Source organism: Fibrobacter sp. UBA3629, assembly GCF_002374005.1.
Lineage (GTDB): Bacteria > Fibrobacterota > Fibrobacteria > Fibrobacterales > Fibrobacteraceae > Fibrobacter.
Window position 1 is genome coordinate 1 of sequence record NZ_DFLC01000014.1, and the last position, 22,306, is coordinate 22,306.

17 protein-coding genes are annotated in these 22,306 nt (G+C 54.0%); 9 read left to right on the plus strand and 8 right to left on the minus strand.

Going from position 1 to position 22,306, the window contains the following annotated elements; genetic code table 11:
* Nucleotides 1-299: 299 nt before the first annotated feature.
* The 4 genes from B2310_RS04905 (at nt 300) to B2310_RS04920 (ending at nt 3,435) form a co-directional block, all read left to right on the plus strand.
* Nucleotides 300-554 (plus strand): hypothetical protein, encoded by a 255-nt coding sequence (locus B2310_RS04905; RefSeq protein WP_290729106.1) that lies wholly within the window; start codon nt 300-302, stop codon nt 552-554.
* Complete coding sequence (locus B2310_RS04910) at nt 547-1,242, plus strand: aldo/keto reductase (protein ID WP_290729107.1); 696 nt, start codon at nt 547-549, stop codon at nt 1,240-1,242. The genes B2310_RS04905 and B2310_RS04910 overlap by 8 nt, the downstream gene beginning before the upstream one ends.
* Before the next feature lie 110 nt (nt 1,243-1,352).
* Entirely contained in the window at nt 1,353-2,570 is a 1,218-nt protein-coding gene (locus B2310_RS04915; RefSeq protein ID WP_290729109.1) for an ATP-binding protein, read from the plus strand.
* 61 nt (nt 2,571-2,631) lie between these two features.
* Nucleotides 2,632-3,435: a LysR family transcriptional regulator gene (locus tag B2310_RS04920; RefSeq protein ID WP_290729111.1), complete on the plus strand. Its 804-nt coding sequence runs from the start codon at nt 2,632-2,634 to the stop codon at nt 3,433-3,435.
* A gap of 3 nt (nt 3,436-3,438) precedes the next feature.
* Here B2310_RS04920 and B2310_RS04925 read toward each other — a convergent pair whose 3' ends face one another.
* The 6 genes from B2310_RS04925 to aroE form a co-directional block, all read right to left on the minus strand.
* Entirely contained in the window at nt 3,439-4,476 is a 1,038-nt protein-coding gene (locus tag B2310_RS04925) for an amidohydrolase family protein (protein WP_290729113.1), read from the minus strand.
* A 28-nt stretch (nt 4,477-4,504) separates the two neighbouring features.
* Entirely contained in the window at nt 4,505-5,104 is a 600-nt protein-coding gene (locus tag B2310_RS04930; RefSeq protein ID WP_290729115.1) for a flavodoxin, read from the minus strand.
* A gap of 4 nt (nt 5,105-5,108) precedes the next feature.
* Nucleotides 5,109-5,441 carry a putative quinol monooxygenase gene (locus B2310_RS04935; protein ID WP_072980505.1) on the minus strand — a complete coding sequence of 111 codons (333 nt, stop codon included), beginning with the start codon at nt 5,439-5,441 and terminating at the stop codon, nt 5,109-5,111.
* Between the two features lie 196 nt (nt 5,442-5,637).
* Nucleotides 5,638-6,621, minus strand: a complete 984-nt coding sequence (locus B2310_RS04940) for a GDP-mannose 4,6-dehydratase (protein WP_173366634.1) — start codon at nt 6,619-6,621, stop codon at nt 5,638-5,640.
* Between the two features lie 10 nt (nt 6,622-6,631).
* Nucleotides 6,632-8,242 carry a 3-dehydroquinate synthase gene (gene aroB / locus B2310_RS04945; RefSeq protein WP_290729118.1) on the minus strand — a complete coding sequence of 537 codons (1,611 nt, stop codon included), beginning with the start codon at nt 8,240-8,242 and terminating at the stop codon, nt 6,632-6,634.
* Between the two features lies 1 nt (nt 8,243).
* Complete coding sequence (aroE, locus tag B2310_RS04950; protein WP_290726966.1) at nt 8,244-9,137, minus strand: shikimate dehydrogenase; 894 nt, start codon at nt 9,135-9,137, stop codon at nt 8,244-8,246.
* Nucleotides 9,138-9,226: 89 nt separating this feature from the next.
* On the opposite strand from aroE, the gene B2310_RS04955 reads away from it, so the two are divergent.
* From B2310_RS04955 to B2310_RS04970, 4 genes are all read left to right on the plus strand, one after another.
* Nucleotides 9,227-9,925, plus strand: a complete 699-nt coding sequence (locus B2310_RS04955) for a hypothetical protein (protein ID WP_290726965.1) — start codon at nt 9,227-9,229, stop codon at nt 9,923-9,925.
* 41 nt (nt 9,926-9,966) lie between these two features.
* Nucleotides 9,967-11,295, plus strand: coding sequence for a hypothetical protein (locus B2310_RS04960; protein WP_173381839.1), 1,329 nt, complete (start codon nt 9,967-9,969; stop codon nt 11,293-11,295).
* 94 nt (nt 11,296-11,389) lie between these two features.
* The gene (locus B2310_RS04965) at nt 11,390-13,072 is read left to right on the plus strand and encodes a glutamine--tRNA ligase/YqeY domain fusion protein (protein ID WP_290729120.1); all 1,683 of its coding nucleotides are present in this window, start codon (nt 11,390-11,392) and stop codon (nt 13,070-13,072) included.
* 184 nt (nt 13,073-13,256) lie between these two features.
* Nucleotides 13,257-14,243, plus strand: a complete 987-nt coding sequence (locus B2310_RS04970; protein ID WP_290729122.1) for a tetratricopeptide repeat protein — start codon at nt 13,257-13,259, stop codon at nt 14,241-14,243.
* 13 nt (nt 14,244-14,256) lie between these two features.
* Here the strand turns inward: B2310_RS04970 and B2310_RS04975 are convergent, their stop codons facing one another.
* The gene (locus B2310_RS04975; protein WP_290729124.1) at nt 14,257-16,428 is read right to left on the minus strand and encodes a fibrobacter succinogenes major paralogous domain-containing protein; all 2,172 of its coding nucleotides are present in this window, start codon (nt 16,426-16,428) and stop codon (nt 14,257-14,259) included.
* A 474-nt stretch (nt 16,429-16,902) separates the two neighbouring features.
* On the opposite strand from B2310_RS04975, the gene B2310_RS04980 reads away from it, so the two are divergent.
* Nucleotides 16,903-20,508 (plus strand): fibro-slime domain-containing protein, encoded by a 3,606-nt coding sequence (locus tag B2310_RS04980; RefSeq protein ID WP_290729126.1) that lies wholly within the window; start codon nt 16,903-16,905, stop codon nt 20,506-20,508.
* Here B2310_RS04980 and B2310_RS04985 read toward each other — a convergent pair.
* Nucleotides 20,483-22,288, minus strand: a complete 1,806-nt coding sequence (locus B2310_RS04985) for a CotH kinase family protein (protein ID WP_290729128.1) — start codon at nt 22,286-22,288, stop codon at nt 20,483-20,485. The two genes, B2310_RS04980 and B2310_RS04985, sit on opposite strands and share 26 nt — an antisense overlap.
* Nucleotides 22,289-22,306: the final 18 nt, after the last annotated feature.

The following is a 22,306-nucleotide window of genomic DNA, read 5'->3' on the forward strand; positions in this document are numbered from 1 at the left end:
TGCGGTCGATCAGAAGGTCGAATTGCGCGCCGTCTTTCCCCGTATATGTCCAACTGCATGGGGCACTTTCTATTCCAGAGATTCCGAGTGCATTCAGAATTTGCGGATAATGCTGAAGAGAGGGGGTGATGGAAGACTTGGCCTGGACCCTATCCCCTATCGCTTCGCTCCAGGGTCCAGGGTGACAACAGGCCAAGGCTGCAATCAGGGGGAGGCTTCCCCCACCTATGCCTTCAAAGCATATCTTTTATGCGAAATAAGTATTTGGGTTTGTTGCGGGATTTGGTTATTTTTAGGGCATGAGGTGGTTCAGTTTCTTGTTCGTTTTCCTGTTCATGGCGTGTTCGAGCGATGCCGCGTCGCAGGCGGTGCCGAAGGTTTCGGACAAAGGAGGTTCAATCGTGCAGAATGGCAAAGGGGCGGCCCCAACGGTCAAGTTGAATTCGGGTTTCGATATGCCGGTTCTCGGGCTTGGCACTTGGACTTTGCGCGGCAAGGTGGCTGAAGATGCGGTCTATGTCGCCATCAAGAACGGGTATCGATTGATTGATTGATACGGCAAAATATTACGACAACGAAGAAGCCGTGGGTAGGGGGATTCGTCGGGCGATTGACGACGGGCTCGTGAAGCGCGAAGATTTGTTCGTGACGTCGAAACTGGTGCCGTGGAGCAACTCCTTGGACGAGGACATCGACGACTCACTCGAAAAGCTGGGGCTCGAATATATTGATTTGATGCTGTTGCACCAGCACGGGAGCGACGCCGAGGACAAGGCGGTTTACAAGGCTATGGAACGTGCTGTGAAGGCGAAGAAAATCCGTTCCATCGGCATTTCGAACTACTACACCGAAAAGACGGCGAAGCGCTTTTTTGCTGATTTCGAAATCAAGCCTGCCGTGGTGCAAAACGAGAACCATGTGTTCTACCAGAACACGGATTTCAAGGATTACGCAAAACGCTTCGGCGCTGTGGTGGAATCTTATTACCCGCTGGGCGGGCGCGGCCACACCGAAGACGTCTTGGGGAACAAGGTTGTCGCAAAGATAGCGAAGGCTCACGGGAAATCGGCCGCACAGGTGGTGTTGCGCTGGCATGTGCAATCGGGCTACATTGCCATTCCGGGCTCCAAGAACCCTGACCACATCGCAGAAAACATATCGATTTTCGACTTCGAGTTGACAGACGACGAAATGAAGCAAATCGCCGCCCTCAATACGGGACACCGCTACGAGAACTGGTGAAAATAGCCAAAATTTTAGTCAAAATGGATAAAAAAGTACATTTTTTATCCAATACAGTGCATTTATTGAATAAAAAAAGCTATTTTTATGGGTAAAGGACGGTTCATCCTATGAAGATAGCCATACAAAACCAGCGCAAGGAGCGGGACAGACTTCTCGGTCTGCCGTATATCCCCCGTCAAACCATATACAACTTTGACGAATTGCTGAAAAGTCCGAACATCAAGCTTTTGACGGGGCCGAGGCGTGTCGGAAAATCCACCCAGGCCCTTTTGATGTTGCGGGGCAAAAACTTCGCCTACCTGAATTTTGACGACAACGAACTATTGAACAAGTGGGACGAACAGCAGGCCGAGATGTTGCTTGGCGAAATTTATCCGAATTACGAGTACCTGCTGCTGGACGAAGTGCAGAACATTGACGGTTGGGACGTCTGGGTTAATAAACTTTATCGACGTGGTGTAAATTTGGTCATAACCGGCAGTAACGCCAAAATGCTTTCTGGAGAAATGGCAACCGTACTAACTGGCCGCTACCTTGAAATCAACATGCTGCCATTTAGCCTTGCCGAAGCATCGCAGTTTGCAGACCGCTTGGGTAATGCAGAAAAAATACAAGACGACTTCTTGAAAAACGGCGGTTATCCAGAGACTTTTACTCAAAGGTCTATTACCCAAAGTTATTTACAGATCCTTTTCGATTCCATTCTGTACAAGGATATTGTCAGAAGACATAAGATCAGAAACGCAACTGACTTGAACAATGTAGCCATGTTTCTTTTGTCCAATTTCACGGGAACATTTAGCTACAATGACGTGGCAGATGACCTTGGGCTCTCTAGCGTCAGCACAACAAAAAAGTTCATGGATTATTTGCACGAGCCGTTTCTGTTTTATTATCTGGACAGGTATAACAACAAACTAAAGTTGATGAAAAAAGCGCCTCGCAAGGTGTATGTGGTTGACAATGGTTTTGTTGCGTCGAAGGCTTTTAATTTGAGCGATAATCTCGGAAAACTGCTGGAAAACCAGGTCTTTGTGGAGTTGCTCCATCGCGGGTATGACACCGAAAAGACTTTGTTCTATTACCATTCCCGAAACGACAAGGAAACCGACTTTGTACTTCGTGAAGGCAACAAGGTCAAGGAACTTATCCAGGTTTGCTACGACATGTCCAAAGAAAAGACTATAAAGCGGGAAGTAGACAGCATCGTCGAATGTGCGGGAGAACTAGGCTGCGACAACCTGACTATTGTGACATGGAACGAGGAAAGGACTATCGAAAAAAAAGGCTACACCATCAAAGTTGTGCCTGTGGGTAAGTTTTAAACGTCCACTATTCACTTGGCGCATAGCGGATTTATTATATTCTCCCCAAAAGGGGCTTTTTATGTTTGTCGAGACCTACATTTTGCGATTGCTGGCCGGGTTCCTGGAATACGGGACGCTTTCGGCCGTTGCGGACAAACTCTACACTTCGCAGCCGGCGGTGAGCCGCGCGTTCAAGAAGTTGGAAGACGAAATCGGTGCTCCGCTCTTTGAGCGCAAAAAGAACCGCATCGAGCTGAACGAGAAGGGACGCACGGTCGCCGAATATGCGAAGCGCATCATGGATTTGCAAGGCGAGATGATGGAAAAGGTGAGCCCGCAGGGAGCGGGCACGCGCACGTTCTCCATCGCGTCGGTGGCCATCCTCCCCGCCATGCGGATGGTGCAGGAACTGCAGGAGAAATACCCCGGCGCGCAGGTCACCTACGAGATTATCGACAATGAGGCGGGCGTGCTGAAGGCGCTGAACGAAGGCACGGCGGATATCGGCATCACGCTTAAGGCCCCCCGTGCAAAGAAGTACCGTGCCGAAAAATATATGCAGGAGCGGCTCTCGATTGCGCTCCCGAAAAAGCACCCGCTTGCCAAGCGCAAGTCCATCCGGCTCCGGGAACTCAAGGGCGAAACCATCATCCAGCGCAGCAACGTAGGGTTCTGGGAGCAGGTCAAGCGCAAGAAGATTCCCGACGCCACCTTCATCAAGCACGACAGCACAAAGGGCATTTCAAAGCTCATCGAACAGTCTTCGCTGTTGACGTTCGTTTCGGACCAGAAGTTCGATTACGACATTCCCAAGAGCCGCAAGATTGTGCCGCTCGCCGACCGCGAAATGAACGTGGAATTTTTCAAAGTGACGCTGGCGTAGAATCTATTTCCCGCTGGTCGCCTTATCGCCAAACAGTGCGCGGGCATTGCCATCAAGAATCATATCGTAATAGGGCGCAAGGTCAGCCTCTTTTTTCAGATACGCCTTGAGCCGTTCGATGCTCGCGGTAAGCACCTTGGGCGCCACGTAGGGGTAATCGGAGCCGTAAAGCAGGTGGTCGGGCGTGGTGATGGTAAGCATCATGCGGATGGTCTCTGCGGAGTGTGCTCCGGCAAGGTCGTAATAGAGCGAGGCCAGGTTCTTTTCCCAGTCGATATTCCCGATGAGCTTGTTCTGCTGCATCACGGGAATCAGCGACTTCATGCGGGGCAACGCGAGCGGGAGATACGCGCCGCAATGGGGCACCACCACTTTCACGTTTGGGTAGCGAGCCAGCACGTTCCTAGAAATCATGTTGGTGACAGCTCGGGTCGTTTCGGAAAGGTACTCCTGCATGGCAAGCGGGGTCTGCTTCATTACGTCCTTGTTGACGGGCTCCGGCCTGTGAGGGTGCAAAATCACGACGGCGTGCTTTTTATTCAGGTAGTCAAACAGGGCGTCCAGTTCGGGCGCGCCCAGGTACTGCCCCTTTACGTTGGTCGCAAGCTTGATGCAGTCGGCCTTGAGCGTATCGAGGGCGTAAGCCGCTTCGGCGATGGACTTTTTCACGTCGGGCAGCGGGAGTGCCGCGCAGTACATGAATCGACCGGGGTGTTGCTTTTTCAGGGATGAGCCGACCTCGTTCACCTTGCGGATGATTGAGGCGCTTTCGTTCGCGTCGCCGAAATAGGGCTGCGGGGCAGCGAGCGTCAAAACAGAGGTTTGCACCTGAGCTTCGTCCATCCATTTCAGGTGGGCGCTCACGTCCCATTTGGGGAGCGGAAAACCTTCGTCCAACTGCGCGTTATGCTTTTGCAAATTGGCCAAATAATCCGCAGGAATCACATGGGAATGGACGTCGATGGCACCGCCGGCAAAGGCAGCCGCGGCCAGGGATGCGGTCAAAACAATGCTTGCAGTTAAGTAATTCTTAAAATTCATGGCAATCCCGATGATGGTCGACTATGGGTTACGGGCGCAGAACGTCTTCCAGCCATTCTTCGATTTCCTCGCGGCTGGTGCCGATGGCGAAGCGCTTGCTTTCGAGCCATGTGGAATTGGGCGTAAGTTCCTGCAGCAGCTTGGCGCTTTGGCCCAGCGGGCTTGAAGCCGACGTGCAGAAAGTGAGCAGGGTCTTGCCGGAAAAGTCGTAGCCTTCGAGGAACGTGCTTATGATGCGGGGTGCAATCCCGTGCCATATCGGGTGCGCGATGATGACGGTATCGTATTCGTCCATGTTCTCGACAGCGGTTGCGATTTCGGGGCGGGCGGATTCGTCTTTCTGTTCGCGGTCGGCGCGGCAGTCCGTATAATAGGCGATGTCTTCGTCGGTGTAGGGGATTTTCGCGGTGATTTCGAATAATGTTGCGCTTAGGTATTCCGCAGCGTATTCGGCCAGTGGCTTGGTGTTGCCCGTTCTCGAGAAGTAGGCCACGAGTGTTTTGCCACGGGACTTACTCGCCGGAGTGACCTCACCTGTCGGCGAAGACGAACTGTCGTCGGAACACGCAGCAAGGAGGCTCAAAAACAGAGCCAGGAGCAAGGTCGAAAACAACGCGGGCGATTTCATAGGGCTACTTCCTGATGAACTTTTCGTCGGTCTTGGGCATGGTGTTGTCGGGCGTGTAGCGCTCGACCGTCATTTTCAAGTCGTACTTGTCGCGGAGTTTCGCAATCGTCTTCATCATGGGCGAAGCGTGGTGCACGTCGATGGCTGCCTGGCTTTCCCACGCGTCAATCAGCAAGATAGTCTCGGGATCGTCCAGCGACTGGAAATATTCGTAGCGGATGTTGCCCTTCTCGGCACGGATTTTCGCCACCGTCCCGCTAGAGACCATCTCTTCGGCGAACTTCTTTGCCGCCCCGTTCTTACCCGTATAGCGCAGGTTTACCGTAATGTTGCTCATGGCACTCTCCGCAAACACGCTCGCAGCGAGCGCAAGGATTGAAAATAGCGTTAAAAACTTGAGTTTCACTTTGCCACTCCGAAATGTTTCGCATATAATATAAATTTTTTCGGAACATGCACAAAATGCTTAATTTTCATGCTCAGTATGCGTGAGACGCATAGTGAACGAGCTTTTGGGGAGGGGTCGTCTTCGGTTACAGAGGCAGGTCCTTGCCCATGCCGAGCTTGAGTTCTGTGCGCCTGCGTACGACCATCTCGTTGAAGAGGTCGGTGAGGCTGTCCTCGATGCTTATCATGGGTTTCCAGCCGATTTCGTTCACCTTGGTGGGGTCTCCCACAAGAAGCGGAATGTCGTTCGTGCGTTCGTAGGCGGGGTCGAAACGGAAGTCCACGCTCACGTCAGCAATCTCGACGAGCATGTCGACAAGTTCGCGGAAGGTATAGGACTTTCCGCTGCAGATGTTGTAGACTTGGCCGGAGGGGGCCGTGTTGAGAATCTGTATCATCCCGCGGGCAACGTCGCGAACGTCCACCACGTCGCGGCTGATATCAAGACTGCCCGAATAGACAACGGGTTCGGCATGGTAATACTTTATCTTTACCAGCTGGTAGGTAATGGAGGGGATTGCGAAACGCCTGCTGTGGTGCGGACCCGTGAAATGGAAGGGGCGCACGGCGACGATGTGCATGTCGTTTGCGTTGCGGAACTGGTTGCCGAGAATTTCCATGCACGCCTTCGATGTCGCGTAGGGAGTGAGCGGGTTCGGCAGGTCGGTTTCCTTGTGGAGGTAGGTGAGGTGCTGTTCCGTGCGGCCGTAAATTTCGCTTGAACTGAGCAGCATGATTTTCGCCTTCGGAACCACCTGCCTTGCGGCTTCCAGGAGCGTCTGCGTGCCGAGCAGGTTTATGTTCAGGGTCTCGTAGGGCTTCTTGTAGCTGAGCCCCACGGAGGATTGGCTTGCGAGGTGGTAGATGTGCGTAGGCTCGACCTTCTGCATCATCTCCAGCACGTCCTTGAAGTTCAGCATGTCGCCAGTGAGGTACTCCACGCCGTCCACCTTCTGCCAGGGCTGCGGCTGTTCATCGCTGAAACTGTAAAGTCCGCGGCTCGTGCCACTTAGTGCCGAGAGGATATGGAATCCGAGTCCTCCCGTTCCGCCTGTAACTAATATGCTCATATGCTATTCCTCACCTAATTGCATCCCATGCTTTCGTTACAATTTCTTTTTCGATGTTCGTCACTTTTTCGACCGCACCGATTCTGGTGGGCAGAATGTAGACGCGCGTGCCCTTTTCGGCCTTCTTGTCGACCGCCATCGCATCCCAGGCCTTTTCCGTATCCACGCCAAAGGTTTTCGGGAATCCGAGCGCATCGAGGAGCGCGTTCTGGCGGGCCTCTGCCGCGGCATCCATCATACCGAGCATTACGGCGGCCCTTGCGGCAACGCGCATCCCGAGCGAAACCGCGATGCCGTGGCTGAACATGTTGTAGCCGGTAAGTTTTTCGATGGCATGCCCGAAGGTGTGCCCGTAGTTGAGAATGGCGCGCAGGCCCGATTCCTTCTCGTCGATGCCCACGACCTCTGCCTTGATCTGGCAGCTGCGGAAAATCATGTGCTTGAGCGCATCGAAGTCACGGTTCTTGATGGCATTTACGTTGCCTTCCAGGTAGCGGAAGAATTCCTCGTCGTAGATGACGCCGTATTTGACGATTTCGGCAAGGCCCGCGAGGTATTCGGTGTCGTTGAGGGTCGAAAGTACCGAGATGTCGCAAACCACCGCGCGGGGCTGGTAGAACGCGCCTATCATGTTCTTGCCTTCGGGGTGGTTCACCGCCACCTTGCCGCCCACGGAACTGTCGACCATGCTGAGGAGGGTCGTGGGGAACTGGATGAACGGGATGCCGCGCTGGTAGGTGGCGGCTCCGAAGCCGGCCATGTCGCCAACGACACCGCCGCTGAACTGCAGAAGGCAACTCTTGCGGGTGTAGCCGCGGTGCAGCATGAACGTGAAAAGCTGGTTCAGGTTGTGGAGCGTCTTGTTGCGTTCGCCCGCCTGGAACTTGAATACGGGACACCTGCCGGCTTGGCCGCGGAGCATGTTCAGCATGTTGCCCTGCGCCTTCGCGATGGTCGTGTCGGTGCATACCAGAAATTCGTGTGAGGGGGAGAGCTGCAGGCCTTCGAGCAGGCATGCCGTCTCGGGGACGATATCCTTCCCGATAAAGATGGGGTAGCGGCCCCCGCTGCTCGGGTAAACATCGAGCGCGTGGCTCTTCCAAAACTGCAACATGCGCAGGATTCGCTCGATGATGTGGGAATCGTTCACGTCGTTCGTGCTTTCCACGCTGAAATCCGCCTGCGCGTAGTTCTTTTCGCGCTCCTTGAGCATCACCTTGATTTTCGCGAGGCGTTCCTCGTCGCTGAGGTTTGCGAGCAGCGGGCGCGTGTTCTTGCGGCCGATGCGTTCACTCAGTATTTCGGGCTTGGCCCACAGGCGGATGAGCGTTCCCGATTCGCGGATGACCTTCACGTTTTCGGGATTGTTGATGGCGCCGCCGCCGAGCGATACCACCTGGGGTGTCTCGTTGGCCGCGATTTCTGCAATCACGTCGCGTTCCATCTCGCGGAACTTCGCTTCGCCATCCTGTTCAAAGATCTCGCTGATGCTCTTGCCTGCGCGCTCGACGATAACTGCGTCGGTATCGACGAGCGGGCGGCCCAGGCGTTCGGAAAGGGTGCGGCCCGTGCGGCTCTTGCCGCTGGCCATGAATCCGGTGAGGAAAATATGCTCTTTCATGTTAGCCCTGCATCCCTTTGCGCATAATCGCAGTCAGTTCTTCGTTGGTGCGGCCCTCCGTCTCCTTCGGGAACCACTTGCGGAAACTTTCCAACCCCTGGTGTACGAGCATGCCTTCGCCCGTGACGACCTTGCAGCCCTTCGCCTCTGCCATCTGCAATAGCCTGGTGCGCGGCGGCGCGTACACGATGTCGCACACGACCTGCCCCTTGTGGAGGCATTCCGCGGGGAGCGGGCTTTCGCCTTCGTTCGGGGTCATGCCCACGGATGTCGCGTTGATGATGATGTCGAAATCGGCGGAGATGCTTTCGAAGTCGGCGAAGGTCGAAACCTTTACCCCGACCTCGACAAATACCGCATTAAGGCTGTCGGCGAGCGCCTGGCCCTTTTCTGCCGTGCGGCACACGATGGTGAGCGCGTTGCCCTGTTCCACGAGCGTAAACGCGATTGCCTTTGCGGCGCCGCCGTTCCCGAGGAGCGCCACGCGCTTGTTGCTGACGTTCACGCCGTTCTCTTCGAGGTTGCGGATGCAGCCGTACGGGTCGGTTGTCGTTCCGCGGAGGGTGCCCCCGACAATTCCGTCCTTCCAGTATAGCGTGTTCACGCTGCCGGTAAACTTGCTGATGTTGCTAAGCTCGTCTACGAGCCTGGGGGTTCCGTCGCAACCTACGAATTCGGTCTTGTACGGGATGGTGACGTTTGCCCCCCGGAAATTCATTGCCCTGAACCCGCGGATGGCGTCCGCGAATTTTTCCGGTTCTGGTGCATGGGGGAGGTAGCGTGCGTTGATTCCTAGCGCCTCGAAAAGGGCGTTGTGCATCGCGGGCGACTTGCTGTGCGCCACCGGATGCCCGAAGATACAGAGCGTCTCTGTTTTTCCGTCGATACGGTTCAATTTTACCTCTTTTGTCCGCCCACCTGGGGCTGAACTATAAATAATCCTTACAAAAGATATATAATATTTAGGGCAAAAGAGGATTTACTATGAAAAATTTTGTTGCCTTGTGTGTTTGTGCCTTTGCGCTGCTTGCTTGTGAATCGGATGAGCCGCAGAAGGCCGATAAGCAGGCGGTCGAGGCTCAGGCTTCAGTCCGGGAAAATACGGCCCAGCCGCAGAATTCCGCAGTGGATACGACAACCGACATGCAAGTTTTTGCTTACATCCTGGGCTCGGTCTACGGGTTGCCGTCGTACATGAATACGCCCCAGCGGGTCGGCGCAATGCTTGAACTCGATGCTATGATTCAGGGAATCGCCGACAACGAGAGGGCTCTGAAGGATTCAAGTTGGAAACTCCAGCTTTCGGCGGAAGAACAAAATGCGGTCAACAAGCACTACGACAAGGTGGCAAAGGAACGCAGGGAGGCGGGTGAAAACGCGTCGCCGATTGCTATTGCAGGGCCGATCACGGGCAAGAAGGTTGTCCTTGCGGACACGGCGTCCATGATAGTCAAGTATTCCTACACGCAGGGCGTGACAATCGATATTCTCTTTGATGGGATGAGAAAAAATTTCGGTGAGGATTTCGAGGCGAGATTCTTTATCCAGGGCGTGCGTGAATCCATCTACGGGATGATGGATTCGTCTTTCAAGAAGGCTTTTACGGATGAGAGGCTCAACGCGGTAAACACGAAGTACAAGGCCCGCATGGAAAAAATTCGCGAAGAACAGCGCCGTCGGTAAGATTTTTGTATTATATTTTCGCAAAACTTTAAAGGAGTAATATGAAAAACATGAAAATTCTCGTCATGGCTCTGGCTGCGGCCTTGTGCACGTCCGCCTATGCCGATACCTATTATGTTAGCAAGGAAACCGGTTCCAATCGCAAGGACGGCCTTTCTGCCGACAAGCCGATGAAGAACCTCCAGAAGGCGCTCGATGCCGCTCCGGCTGGTTCTACCATCCTCGTTGCCGAGGGTAACTACTTCGGTACGCTCGACTGCGGCAATATCCTTGTCACCAAGCCGGTGACTATCGTTGGCGGTTATTCCACCGATTTCAAGACCCGCGACGTGCTCAAGTACAAGACCCTGATCGAACCCACTGCCGAGTCCAACGGAACGGCAAAGGGCAATGGCACCATGCAGATCAAGCTGGACGGAGGCAAGGTCGTCATTGACGGTCTCCTGTTCAACCGCGGCAACTCCATCGCCTATAACGGTGACAAGGATCCGAACCGTGCGGGCAAGCCTGAAGGCGTGGAAAGCGGTATGATGCAGCCGATCGGGGCTGCCGGTGTCGGTGGTCCGGACCTGACCGGCCGCGTCCTCACGACCGAGACTTCCGAAATCTACCTCGACAACCCGACCGTCGACTTGGTCATCAAGAACTGCGCCTTCGTGAACGCTCCCAACTACGCTATCCGCGGCATGTTCAAGGGGACGGCCGAAATTTCGAACAACATATTCGTTGCGCTCCGTATGGCAGGTCTTGAACTCCGTGGTTCCAGCGCCAAGGAAAATGCCGTTGTCAAGTTCCATCACAACACCCTGCTCTTTGCATGGTCTCGTCTCAAGGACCAGGGCGACATGGGCTACGGATACCGCTACATGCCGGGTCTCAACGCCTACATCGACCACAACATTATCGGTTGCACCATCATGGCCGCCCTTGATCGTGGCCATGTCGATAGCGACAAGAAGAAGGAAGCTGCCCGCGTGACGACCGCGACCAACAACATCTTCTTCCTGAACAAGCAGGCCGACCTCATGATTCCGGGCGGTGGACAGTTCATGCGTATCTGGGCCAAGGACTTCGAGGATGTGGAACAGCTCGCCGAGGTCGAAGGCAACAAGACTCTCAAGGATCCGTCCGTGTTCAAGGGCAAGCTTGACGAAGCCTACCTGAACGGCTTCCTCAACGCAAGCTACAAGGAAAAGACCGATTACGATCCGAATTCTCCGGCGAACACCTTCCGTGCTGCGATGGGCATGAACATGGTCGGCAAGATGGAATCTTCCGCCACGATGTTCATGAACCGCTATCCGTTTGCGAAGGCGCTCGAACTGTTCGGTGCCGTGGAAGGCACTGGCGCCCAGGTTCCCAAGAACTAGAACTGCGACGGCATCCCGTCCGGTTTGAATGTGTCCCCGATTCGTTCGGGGGCTTTTTTTTATATTTGTTCCGTTAAAAACCAAAGGTTCAACTATGGAAATCCCTGAATCCTCGAATTTTGTACAGGACATCATCGTCAACGACCTCAAGACGGGCAAGCGCACCAAGGTGCATACCCGTTTCCCGCCCGAACCCAACGGCTACATCCACATCGGGCACGCCAAGTCCATCTGCCTGAATTTCGGTACCGCCATCAAGTACAAGGATTTCGGCGGCATCACGAACCTGCGCTTTGACGACACGAACCCCTCCAAGGAAGACGTGGAATACGTGGACTCCATCCGCGAAGATGTGAAGTGGCTCGGTTTTGAATGGAAGGGCGGCGAATACTTTGCCAGCGACTACTACGACCAGATTTACGCTTTTGCCGAAAAGCTTATCGAGATGGGCAAGGCCTACGTGGAAGACCTGACTCGCGACGAGATGCAGGAATACCGCGGCAACGATGCCGGCAAGCCCAGCCGCCCGAGCCCTTACCGCGACCGCAGCATCGAAGAGAACATGAAGCTCTTCCGCGAAATGCGCGACGGCAAGTACGCCGATGGCGAGAAGTGCCTCCGTGCGAAGGTGGACCTCGCTAGCCCGAACATGAACATGCGTGACCCGGTCATCTACCGCATCAAGCACTGCACCCACCACCGCACCGGCGACAAGTGGTGCATCTACCCGATGTACGACTTTGCCCACCCGCTCAGCGACTGGATCGAAGGCATCACGCACTCCATCTGTACGCTGGAATTCGAGGCGCACCGCCCGCTGTACGACTGGTTCCTGATTGAACTTGGCCTCGACAACCGCCCGCAGCAGATTGAATTTGCCCGCCTGAACCTGACCTACACCATGATGAGCAAGCGCAAGCTCTTGGAACTGGTGGAAACGAAGGCCGTGATGGGTTGGAACGACCCGCGCATGCCGACGGTTTGCGGTTACCGCCGCCGTGGCTTTACGCCCAGTTCCATCCGCGAGTTCTGCGACCGCATTGGCGTGTCGAAGGCCGACTCCATGGTCGACGTGAACCTCTTGTACTTCTGCATCCGCGAAGAACTGAACAAGACGGCGAACCGCGTGATGGCGGTTATCGACCCGGTGAAGCTCGTGATTGACAACTGGGAAGACGGCAAGGTCGAGATGATCAAGGTGGAAAACAACCCGAACGATCCCGCTGCCGGTACCCGCGAAGTCCCCTTCGGTAAGGAACTCTACATCGAGGCCGACGACTTCATGGAAGAACCGCCCAAGAAGTACTTCCGCCTCAAGCCGGATGGCGAAGTCCGCCTGAAGGGCGCCTACTTCGTGACCTGCAAGAGCGTCGAGAAGGACGAGAGCGGCAAGGTGACGGTCATCCACTGCGAATATGACCCGCAGAGCAAGGGTGGCGAGACTCCCGATGGCCGCAAGGTCAAGGGCACCATTCATTGGGTTTCTGCGGCACATGCCGTGGACGCCGAAGTGCGCCTCATCAATAACTTGTTTACGCTCGAAGATCCGGCTGCGGTTCCCGAAGGCGAAGACTGGCACGACTACCTGAATCCGGATTCCATGGTCATCAAGCAGGCCAAGGTGGAACCGAGCCTCGTCGACGCCAAGCTGGAAGACCGCTTCCAGTTCATGCGTCAGGGCTATTTCTGCCTCGATAGCGAAGATTCCAAGCCGGGCCACCTGGTGTTCAACCGCACGGTGGATCTTAAGGATTCCTTTGCGAAGCAAGTGAAGTAATTCGCCGATAAACTTCGCAATACTGTGTCACGCGAACTCTCGCTGTATGTCAATACAGCTTCGATTCGCGTTCCTTGTCTTGCTCGTTTCTAGGCGAATTACAGTTTGATTGATTACAATGTTTTTAATAAATTAAAGGGTGGCTTTTGTGTCACCTTTATCATTTTTTATATATACTTACAGTATGAAATTCAAGACACTTCTCATTTTCTGCATGTCTGCCGCAGTCGCCTTTGCGGAAGACGACAACCCCCTGAAGCGCGCGATGGAGACGCTGAACTCCTCCAAGATTGCCTATTCCGTGAAGGAACTCAAGAAACCTTTCCCGGAACCGGATCGCAGCAACTTGCTGAACATGCCCGCCTACCGCAGGTTTGTGGATGGAGGTTACAAGGTGACCGCCTTCGAGTTCAAGGGTGACGTGAAGAAGGCTTTAGACAAGGCGGAGGATCTCTTTTCCAAGAAGGAATACGCGAAAGCCCGCGATGCTTACAAGCGCGTGCTGCTGCTTGACCCGAATGCGACCATCGTGATGGCCTACATCGCGCAGACCTTCGGTATAGAGCAGAACTGGGACATGGCTGAGTCCTGGTACAAGAAGGCGATTGAGGCGAACTACATCGATTACCTTGCGCATTGGCTACTTGCCGACGTTTACCGTAACAAGGGCGACCAGAAAAAGGCCCTCGAGGAGATTTCTATCGCGAAGGTGTTGAACCGCAACAACCCGCGGCTCGAATCCCTGCGTCAGAAAATCTATGCGGCCAACGGGCTCGATTCAAGCCACTGGGCGTTCAACCCGCAGGCACGTGTCCTCCAGACACCCGATGGTTCCGTGGTGGTGGAGGCCGATACCCTCTGGATGTATTACGCGTTTATCGAGGCCGCGTGGAAGTTCGAACCCGAGTACAAGAAGCGTGCCGAGGCTAACAAGGACATGGGCGAGGCGATGATCAAGGAATGCCTTGCCGGCCTGTTGCCGAAGATTGATGAACGGAAGGCGAATTCAAAGACTCTTACCCGCCTGAACAAGGCCCTTTCGGCAGGGAAGATCAATTCCTTTATCATGTACGAAATCATTCTTCCGAATAAACCCTCGCTGGCGTACTACCTTGATAAAAAGCAGATAGAAGCCCTCGGGGATTACGTCATCTGGTCAAATCAGAAATAACTGGCGGAATTCCTTAGTCTTTTACACAACGGATGTAGTTTCCTCGATCCTTTAATTCGATTCCAACTTTCGCTATCTGGGTGTAGTGATGGAATTCCAACACATGCCCGTAATACACGCCATCTTCTGTGGGACTCCAGTAGTTGACGATTATCCCGTCAGAGATGAAAATCCCGTTTTCCTCTAGGTACCCGTCAGGAGATGCATTGAACCCGTACAAATTCGTTCCATTAGAACTGTTTCCCTCGTGATTGATTGCCCAACCTTCGGTGGATTTGAGGGCGGTTACGGCATTTTCTGCGCCGCCAACGGCTTCAATTAGCGTGTTGAATTCGCTATTATCGGGAAGGTGCCAACCGTCGGGGCATATGCCCTGTGCCGGATATTTGGGGGAGCACTTGTGCATCCAACCGCACCCGGTTTTTGCGGTGTCCATTGCGGCTGACCACAGGTAAATGCGCCCGAACTTTTCGCAGTTTTCAGGAACATTGTCAAAGCAGTAGTTCCCGTAACTTAGGGAGTCTATCTTGTAGTCGTAATTCAAGTTCTCGGCCATCCACATCTGACTCTTTATGCCTACGGTCTTGTAGGTTTTCCCGTCCCTCTTGTCTGTAAGCGTACCGAAGTTCAGGTGCTCGAAATCGAATGCCCAGCCATCATCGGTACACTTGTAGTAGGAATACTGATTCTCGAGTAGAACGTTTTCGTTTTTCAGGTAACTCACGCACCCCTTGTTCCACTTGATTTCTTCCTTTGTTGCCTGGCGAAGCGTGTCCTTGTCAAATACGTACTTGCTCCCGGAAATCGGTCCCGTCAGTATTGCGCCATCCTTGCTATTTTTCGGTTTCCATTCCAGAGTATCTTTCTCGACATTTGTGGCGAGTCTCCATTTGGAGTCGCCCACGCAGGTAAAGCGTTCCTTGGACTTGGCTGTGTCGGCGTATGTCTTGGCGAAAAATCTGGAATCACTGTTCGTAACTCTCTTTACGGTTCCTTTGGGAATGCTGTCGCTACCGCATGCGCCGAGCCCGTTTTCGATGCTCCAGTACTGGCGAATGATTTTGGCGAATGTTGCGTTTGATTTCATAAGGGTTGTGTCGGTTGCGTCAAAATCTCGGGCCCAGTCGGCTATGGTGGCTAGTTTTTTGGCGTCGTTCCATTTTCCATCTTCGCGAAAGTCCGTGGAAAAGTCGGTTAAAAGAATGCTTAAGTCGGATTCGTTTCGTTCTCCCTGCAACAATACAGATACGGCCAGCAATGCCGCATCGGCATCTGTTTTGCCGGTTACGTCAAGTTTTTCGGACTTGTCGAATTTTTCTGCATCGATATGGAAAGTCTTGAATATTTCGGATTGCGCAATTGCCTTGGCGGAATCGACACTCATCTTTTTCTGCGTAACAAGATATTGTATACGGTCGTACTCCAAATGTGTCAGGAGGTTTATGTTTGCGGTTCTATCTTTGGAAATGTCTACAAGACTCTTTAACTTTATCGTGGAAACAGTCCCCTTTCCCGTGATTTCGTTCTTGTACCGTCCATCGGCAAGGAGCATGGCGTATTGGCATTCCAAGTCGATATCTGAAAACTTGAAACGACCGTCATCGGATTCGATGGTTGTGATGTAATTCCCCTTTGTCTGTTTTAGTGTCTTGCCGTCGGTTAGTTCGTACAGGTAAACGGAAGAACCTTTTTGGAAGGGACCCTTCTGCGCAAAGCCTGTCAGCGAATCGATAGATACGGGAATCTTGTCGGAACGCCCTACGTAGAACGTGATGGAATCCGAACCACAGATAATTCGGGCGTTGATTTCGTCAATCTTTGTGATGGAACAGCCTGCACCGTCCTTACCGTCTTTGCCGTCGCGACCGTTGTACACGACGCCGACGGAATCCTCGCCACATAGGATTTTTAATCCGGTCTTGTTTTGCAGGGGTTCTGCCGTGCAACTCTTGCCATCCTTGCCGTCGGAGCCGTCTTTCCCATTCAGTAGAGTGGCGACGGAATCACCGTCACACAGGACCTTTACGCCCGATTCATCGGCGAGGGACTCCATTGAGCAACCTTCAAGTTCTTCGTCCTCTGGCGGAAAATATACATTTGGATCATCGGAGGTGGCGTTTCCGCAGGCGAAAAGCCCGAGCGAACTGATTATGCCGAATGCGGCAAGGATTCTTTGTGAAGTCATATAGGCCCTGCATTCTGTTTTACGGTAATATACATTTAAAGAAAGCAGGTGTGTATATGTTTTCGTTCTTGAACCAGCTATGTATGGGGCATATCACATAAAAAAGGGCATCCTTGCGCTGAAGATGCCCGTGCCATTAATCCGCGATCTCCGCGTTTTGCCTATTATTTGTATGCTAACAAGGATTATGCGAGCATGAGTAAGAACGTGAAACTCTTCGGTTGTTACGTTCGCTGCATAAAGGACTGATTGCCGGTCTGCTATCGAGAGAATGTGGAGAATAAGGTGGCCTTGCGCCGCCTTTTTTTGTTTCGTACTGCTCAAGGGAAAAATGAGAACATTTTGTAAAAAGTGAGAACATTCTTTATTAAATAATGGTAAAATTTTATTTAAAAACAATATATTTTATTGTAAAGATGTTATATTTTTTCCTAAAAATTGAGAACATTGTAAATGATCTCAGGGATGGATGTTATGGTGAATTGGGTAGAAAAGGCCAGGATGCTGGCCGTGGCAGCCGTCTTGACGATGGGAACGGCTCATGCCGAAAAGACGGTCGTTTTCTTTACGCCGTGGTCGAACACAAACGCGGTACTGTTCGTGGGGGGCGATTCCGTAGCCACGATGACGCCTCTCGAAAATTACTGCGGCTGGTTCAAGGCGACGGTGGATGCGCCTGCCGAGGGCTTCGGGGTCTACTTCAAGCAGACTGTCGGCCTCAACTACGTGGGTGCGGAGGGCATGGTTGCCGAGGAACCTTCGGTATCTAGCGAGATGATGCTGGATTCCGTTGCCGCCCTCTCCGATACGGTTTGGGTGCAGGGGTACAAGGCTGATGTTCCCGCGCTGTTTTCCGGTTACCCCGGCGTGCTTGGCGACTGCCCGCTCAAGAAGATTCCCGTGACCGTCTACGACTGGCTGCACGGTACCGATGGCGATGGCGACGGAAGCGGAAAAAACGGTGACCCCGCAAACGGCGTCAGCGCGGACTTCGGTTCGGGCGGGTGCTCCGGCAAGGACAAGGCTGTTACGGGTATGGTCGAATACAGGCTCGGTGCGAACGGGGTTCCCGTGCGTGCGGACCCCTTCCCGGAAAAGTGCAAGATTACGGAGCATCTCGACAGCTGGTTCCTGCCCGAAGTTGTCGCCAAGGACAGTGCGGGCAACGAATACACGAACATGACCTGCCGCGACCTGTATGTATCTATGGACGACGAGGGTTTCTGGCTTGCGGAAGTTTCGAAGGACCAGATATCGAAAGGCAACGAGGCCAATTCGGACGGTATGTTCCTGCTGGACGATTTCGAGTTTCTCGACGATGCGGAGAAGGTGCCGAACCCTTACTACGACCAGCTGAAGGGTACGAAGATAGGCAAGCACAACTTCGGGTATGCCGCAAAGATACAGGCGACGTTCGAGTATGTCCCGGGCCAGTACTTCGACTTTTATGGCGACGACGATGTTTGGGTGTTTATCGACAATCGCCTTGCGGTGGATATCGGCGGGCAGCATGGCCAGGTGGCGGGTGCCGTCGATCTCGATACCATCGGGCAGAATACCGGCGACATGCTTGTTCCGGGAAAGACGTACGACTTCCATATCTTTTACGTGGAGCGCCATACCGGTTCGTCTAATTTCCGCATGCGCACTTCCATCGACTTGCAGGTCGAGGCGTCGCTGTTCCTGACTTCGGACAGGCGCGGCTCCGGAATGAGCTACGAGGTATGGCAAATCAACAAGAAGAACAAGCTTTCCTGCAATTTCGACGCGAATTCTGCCGAGCGCGATACGACCGGTGGTGCGTCAACCTTCAAGCTTACCGGCGGTAACCTCGCGGGGCCCGAGATACTCGGGGTCGGTACCCATTACGAGGGAATCAAGATTACGAGCGATTCCACGTTCTTGATAGATTCTGCAGCGATTGTTTCGAACTACGCGCTTGCTCCCGGGCACTACTTCCTGGAAATTACCCTGAAGGCTGACCCGAGCCAGGTGACGAAGGTGGAAATTACCGTGCCGTCCTATTCCGTGCCGAGCGTCGCGTTCGCGAAGGAAGACTGGACTGTCCTCGGTACGCAGGTCTCTGGCGATACGGCGCAGATTGGCCCCTGGGCGTATGCGACTTACCAGGTGAATATCACGTTCTTCGAGGAATGGGCCGTCGTCAACAATTACAACCGCAAGATAAACCTATCGTTCTCGAATGCAGCGATAGATATCCTGGATGCGCCGGGCGGAAAGAAAATCAGCGCGGTGAACCTGGACGAGGATGGGCGTGCGACATTCTACGTGCATGCGAATGCTCCCGTGTCCGGAGCCGTGCTCACGGCGAAGGGCGCCGCGGCGGGCGTTTCGGTATGGACCGACCTGAAATTTGCCGAACCTCCCGCACCGCGCGTGGAGAAGGCTATTGCGATGGACCGGAACGGGGACGGGCGTGCCGACAGCCTGTACGTTCACTTTGAGCGCGCAGTCAATGGCAAGAGCCGTCTGGATTCTATCCAGCTGACCTTCGGTGAAACGTTCGTGGCGACGTCGAAATTCAAGATTGTGAACGAGACCGATATCGTGCTTACTGCCGAAGACCTTGGCGCGGAATGTACCGGGAAGGTTTGCGGTTTTGGTAGTAGGCAGTTTACCGGAGATGCGTCGGGAATCTATTCTGGAAGCCTGAACAACTGGTTTACCTACGAAAATGAGGGCGAGGTCAGCAACTTCTTTATCGAGAACGAGCAGGTCGCCGACGGAGTCGGGCCCATCGTGCTTTCGGCCTCGAAAAAGTTAAGCAAGGACGGGAGCAGGCTTATAGACATTACCTTCAGCGAGGCGATTTCTGAAGAGTCCCGGCACCTGTTTGCTGAAATCTTTGAATACACCTGCATGCGCTCGGGAATAAACGAGAAGCCTGAAAGGCCTCTGCAGCAGGGCGGAACGGGAGCGCGCATGACGCTCATCTATACCTCGGGCGGGAACGGGGCTGTACTGCCGACGGATGGTGACCTAATCAGGTTTGCACCCAAGGGCGGTGCGCAGGACCTTGCCGGGAATGTACCGCACAGGGACAATCCGTGGGTTGCCATTACGGGCGACCAGGAACTCGGTGTAGAGAACCCGGGCGTAGTCTCGCTGGGAGAAGACCCCTATGGCATTATCGGGAACGATACGGTTACGCAGGTGAAGCTTATTACGGACATAAGCCAGGACGTCCAGCAGATAGCGGATTCGCTCGGCGTGCAGGGCTCGCTTGTCGATTTTGATATCGCGAAGATTATGGTAGAGCAGACGAAGGATGCCGTCGAGAAGTTCGATGCCTTCGTGAAGTCTCGCGTCGGGAGCGAAACTGATTACGACACGACAATTGTCGGCATCAGCGAGCAGGAAGCCTTGACGCAGTTGTTCAACGACATTCGCGTGAACCTGGTGGATACCTCGTATGGTTTTAGCGAGCAGGCCATCAACGGGATTTTGGACGGTTCCATTACCGAGGACAATTACAGGTCCGTTGTCGGCGAGGGCGACCTGGAGCTCTTCGCGAAAATGGCGGAGGCGAATATCGAGGCGAGCCGCGATACGGTAATCACCATAGGGAACGTCCAGACCGTGACGCAGGCCGACCTCTTCGATGCCATCCGTAGCGGCAAGCTGGATGCGGAACTTGCGGAAGCGGGCGTTGCGCGTGAACTTGTCGATGCCGTAAAGGCGGGCGAGGTAACCGAATTCAATCTCGAAGAGTACCGTAGCGGCGAAAGGACGATTGTATCTGACGATGCTGTGGAACTGCACTACCGCACGTTCTATTACAGCCAGTTCGGCGAGTACGTGGGCGGAACGTCCAATACGATAAGGTGCTCCGATAAGGGCGTGTACGGCGAAGAGGGCTGCCTCAAGAACAAGGGAAATATCTTCCTTGCATGGAACATGCGTTCCAATAGCGGCCGCTTGGTCGGGACTGGCGTCTACATCTCGCGCCTAGAAATAAAAATTGTCGTGAACGGTAAAAATACACTTCACCAAGTTCACGACAGTTTCTGGGGCGTGCGCCGCGGTAAAAACTTTAGCGGCTTAGCATCTTCCCGTTGAGTGTTGCAATCCAGTGCTGGTTCTGGGCCTTTTCCGGCACCTTCAGTGTCGTGGTCCCTTTCTTGATTCTGGTCTTGAACAGCGTGACGCCGTTCAGGTCGATGAGCGCGAAGGTTCCGCCCAGATCGGTCTGGATTTCAATCTTGTCGCCGTTCACGTTGAAGAAGTTGGTCGGCGAGAGCCTGCTGAAATCGTCCAGGGCATCGGGAGGGGGCTCGACTTTAGATACGGTATCCTTCGCCCAGTCGGGAACGTGGATTACGGGCTCGGTGACGATGGGCTGCGCAGGTTCGGTAAATCCGAGCTGCTGGTCCATCCAGGCCATGCGTTCCTTCATCTTCTTGCGGAGGTGCTCGAACTCGCCATCCCAGGTATCGGCATTGTAGCCGCCCATGGGCATGTTCATGCCCCACATGCCTTGCTGACCACCGCCCTGGTTGCAGTATTTCATCGGCTGCGGGTCACTGTCACCCTGTCCACTGGATTGCCCGAGGTTCGGCCAACGCTTGAAGTTTCTGTCGGCCGCTTTGGTCAGGTACGTCTTCATGGAGTCGAGATACACGTCCATGGTCTTGGTGTGCCATACGCCGCTGCGGAGTTCTGCCCAGCGCTTCTTGAGTTCACTCTGGTAATGGCTGTCTTTCCACATGCCAAGCAGCCAGTTGGGAATCTTGAGCCCGCTCATGCCGGTTTTCATGGTACTTTCGATTTGCCAGCCGGTGGTGCCGGAACTTCCCATTCCGCCACCGCCCATTCCGCCACCGCCCCACATGTTCCAGTTGAAGCCGTTGTTGCCGCCGTTGTTGTTGCCACCGTTCTCGGGCTGGCTTCCGTTGCTCATGGCGAGGTTAAAGTCCCAAGCCGGGCCAAGCGTCACCTTGCCGCCCTTGCTTTCTTTGGGCTTGTGCAAGAAGAAACTGCACCAGTAGGAGTCGGAGTTGTTGGTCACTTCTTCGTGCAGCACGTAGTCGAGCGCGGAAGTCATGTCCACATAGTTCTCGTACCCGCTGCCGTTCTTGCCGTTCTTGAACAGGTTCTCGAGATCTTCCAGGTACTTTTTCAGGTAGGCCTGTTGCTGTTGCTGGAGGTTCTCCTTTTTGGGATAGTGCATGATGACGTTCAGACCGTCGGCGGTCTTGAAGCCTTCCTTGTTGATGTCTTCGGTGCCCATGCCGCCGGTATTGGTGCCGGTCTTGTCGAATGCCCAGATGTAGCCGCCGGTCACGTCGTCGCCGCTGACATCGGTTTCTTTGAGCTTGCTTACATTCACGCGATATTTGCCGCGCTTGATTTTTTCGATGAGCACGTACACACCGCGGTACACGCCGTTGATGTAGAGGTCAAAGTGCTTGGTACGGGGGCTGTAGTGGCCAGCCTGCCTAAACAGCCAGTGGGCGAGTGCGTTGCGCATCAGGCTTTTGTCCACGTAGGGGCCGTGGAAAACCCAGTCGTCGGCAGGGGGCAGCCCGAACATGCTCACGTCCATGCCTTCGCCCTTGTCGTCGCGGATTTCTACGCTGTAGCCGGGTTTGGGGAACTTGGCCGAGGATTGCCCGCGGACCTTGATGCCGATATTGTAGTGCGTGCCCTTGGCGCTGTCGGCTACGTTGTTCGTTGCCGCGTCCAGCACGCTCATCGTGGCGGGTATTTTCTCGGTGACGTTCTGGTCTAGACACTTGTTCTTGGTGTCGATGAATACGATTGGCAAATCGTAGGTCTGCGCGAAAGCGGCTGTCGCTATGCAGAAGAACAGTGCGGATGTGATTTTTTTACTGGACATGGGTGACTCCTTAACCAT

What these genes read in the sequence shown, in the direction of transcription:
- B2310_RS04980 (WP_290729126.1), top strand. Translation starts at nt 16,903, where the DNA reads ATGGTGAATTGGGTAGAAAAGGCCAGGATGCTGGCCGTGGCAGCCGTC.
- B2310_RS04935 (WP_072980505.1), bottom strand. Translation starts at nt 5,441, where the DNA reads ATGAGCAACATTACGGTAAACCTGCGCTATACGGGTAAGAACGGGGCG.
- B2310_RS04970 (WP_290729122.1), top strand. Translation starts at nt 13,257, where the DNA reads ATGAAATTCAAGACACTTCTCATTTTCTGCATGTCTGCCGCAGTCGCC.
- B2310_RS04920 (WP_290729111.1), top strand. Translation starts at nt 2,632, where the DNA reads ATGTTTGTCGAGACCTACATTTTGCGATTGCTGGCCGGGTTCCTGGAA.
- B2310_RS04940 (WP_173366634.1), bottom strand. Translation starts at nt 6,621, where the DNA reads ATGAGCATATTAGTTACAGGCGGAACGGGAGGACTCGGATTCCATATC.
- B2310_RS04925 (WP_290729113.1), bottom strand. Translation starts at nt 4,476, where the DNA reads ATGAATTTTAAGAATTACTTAACTGCAAGCATTGTTTTGACCGCATCC.
- B2310_RS04915 (WP_290729109.1), top strand. Translation starts at nt 1,353, where the DNA reads ATGAAGATAGCCATACAAAACCAGCGCAAGGAGCGGGACAGACTTCTC.
- B2310_RS04985 (WP_290729128.1), bottom strand. Translation starts at nt 22,288, where the DNA reads ATGTCCAGTAAAAAAATCACATCCGCACTGTTCTTCTGCATAGCGACA.
- B2310_RS04955 (WP_290726965.1), top strand. Translation starts at nt 9,227, where the DNA reads ATGAAAAATTTTGTTGCCTTGTGTGTTTGTGCCTTTGCGCTGCTTGCT.
- B2310_RS04965 (WP_290729120.1), top strand. Translation starts at nt 11,390, where the DNA reads ATGGAAATCCCTGAATCCTCGAATTTTGTACAGGACATCATCGTCAAC.
- B2310_RS04930 (WP_290729115.1), bottom strand. Translation starts at nt 5,104, where the DNA reads ATGAAATCGCCCGCGTTGTTTTCGACCTTGCTCCTGGCTCTGTTTTTG.
- aroB (WP_290729118.1), bottom strand. Translation starts at nt 8,242, where the DNA reads ATGAAAGAGCATATTTTCCTCACCGGATTCATGGCCAGCGGCAAGAGC.
- B2310_RS04975 (WP_290729124.1), bottom strand. Translation starts at nt 16,428, where the DNA reads ATGACTTCACAAAGAATCCTTGCCGCATTCGGCATAATCAGTTCGCTC.
- B2310_RS04905 (WP_290729106.1), top strand. Translation starts at nt 300, where the DNA reads ATGAGGTGGTTCAGTTTCTTGTTCGTTTTCCTGTTCATGGCGTGTTCG.
- B2310_RS04960 (WP_173381839.1), top strand. Translation starts at nt 9,967, where the DNA reads ATGAAAAACATGAAAATTCTCGTCATGGCTCTGGCTGCGGCCTTGTGC.